At 51.1% G+C, this 1446-nt stretch carries 2 protein-coding genes; one reads left to right on the top strand and one right to left on the bottom strand.

The window, feature by feature from the left end; translation table 11 throughout:
- Positions 1-196: 196 nt before the first annotated feature.
- Positions 197-517 carry a hypothetical protein gene (locus tag BLQ12_RS10770; RefSeq protein WP_092210665.1) on the bottom strand — a complete coding sequence of 107 codons (321 nt, stop codon included), beginning with the start codon at positions 515-517 and terminating at the stop codon, positions 197-199.
- A 539-nt stretch (positions 518-1056) separates the two neighbouring features.
- Between BLQ12_RS10770 and BLQ12_RS27405 the strand changes: the two genes are divergently transcribed.
- The coding region (locus BLQ12_RS27405; RefSeq protein ID WP_175469651.1) for a transposase at positions 1057-1446 on the top strand (390 nt) is incomplete at its 3' end.

Genomic DNA, 1446 nt, shown 5'->3' with positions numbered 1-1446 from the left:
GGAGCGCCGCACTCCCGTGCGGCTTTTTTCCGTGAGCCCCCACAGTTTCACTACCCCCACGTGGACCGAACACCGGCACTCCTTAGGATCGTCGCACTCCCGTGCGGCTTTTTTCCCCTTCCTCCCACGAAGGATCTCACCACGAGATACTGGCTCCAGTATAATCAAAACAAACAGAACCAAACCAAAATCAGCCTCACAGCAGAGGTACCCTGGCCCCATTCGTCGTTTTCCCCCGCTCTTTCATGCTCTCCTGCTCTTCCCTGTAAATGGCCACCATGCGGTCGATCTTGGCGTACTGCCGGGCCAGCAGATCCTCGGTGATGGTCCGAATTCCCCACCGCTTGAAGTCAAGTTGAAGGCCGTTACCGCCCGGATTTTCGGCTCCCTCCAACTCGGTAAAAAAATCACCCACCGATTTCAGCAACCGGTGAACATCCTTGATGGAATCACACAACTCGGAAATCTCCGATCCGGAAAACATGCCGGGTGAAGAGTGGCTGTTCAATGAGGTCATGATGAAGTCCCCAGTTTTTTAGTGGATAGTGGGATTAGTTAATAGGGAATAGGTAAGAGGGCATACAAAGCACACAAGCCGGTTTGCTAAGGCCCGGTACGTTGGTGAATGGTGCCCGTGGTGAGGAAAAAAAGCCAATAACCGTCATCCATCGTAGGGTGCACTCCGTGCACCAGAAGAACCAAAAAACACCAAGACATCAACACTGCACCGTGTAACACGTAAACGGTGATCAGGTTATGACCTATGCCCTATAACCTGTTTTCCCTATGACCTTCTTCCCCTGTTTTTTCGGATCAAACACCCCCGGAAACACTCCGGAGGAAAAGAGACGCAGCTCAACCATTACCCATACAGCTTGAAGAGCAAAAAGACATCCGAAGGGAAATTAGCGAAATTAGGGACAGGCTCTTTATACTGGACACTCCATGCCCGCCTGTGAGATAGTTGTGTGCGTCGATATCCTGTCTGAATAATTCAAAAAATCATTTTTGATTCAACCTCACATCAGATTCTGCAATACCGGGAAGGAGGGTGTTATGCCGCGAGTTCCCCGTATGGTCGTGACGGATTCAGGTCAAAAGGCCGCGTACCATGTGATCAGCCGGACTGCACTGGACGGTCTTCCGTTCGGCAAGGTCGAGAAAGATGTATTGGTACGGATCATTCAGAGGTATTCGGCGATTTACAGCGTCGAGGTTCTGGGGTTTGCCATCATGGGAAACCATTTCCATTTGCTGGTGGAGGTGAGCCCTGGGGGTAGCATGTCCAATGAAGAGGTGCGAACACGTTTTCATCTGCTTTATGGAGAAGGTATCGGATTTCCCGAGGGGCGGCTGGAAGAGTATCGAGAGCGGTTTTGCAGTTTGTCGGCCTACGTCAAGGACATCAAGCAGCGGTTCTCTTGTTTCTACAACAAGCGCAAAAAG

Source organism: Desulfoluna spongiiphila (genome assembly GCF_900101345.1).
In the GTDB taxonomy this organism is placed as follows: Bacteria; Desulfobacterota; Desulfobacteria; order Desulfobacterales; family Desulfolunaceae; genus Desulfoluna; species Desulfoluna spongiiphila.
Note: the sequence above shows the minus strand (reverse complement) of the source record. Positions and strands in the feature narration are given on the sequence as shown.

Excerpts from the sequence above, each read along its gene's own strand:
- BLQ12_RS10770 (WP_092210665.1), bottom strand. The coding sequence starts at position 517 with ATGACCTCATTGAACAGCCACTCTTCACCCGGCATGTTTTCCGGATCG.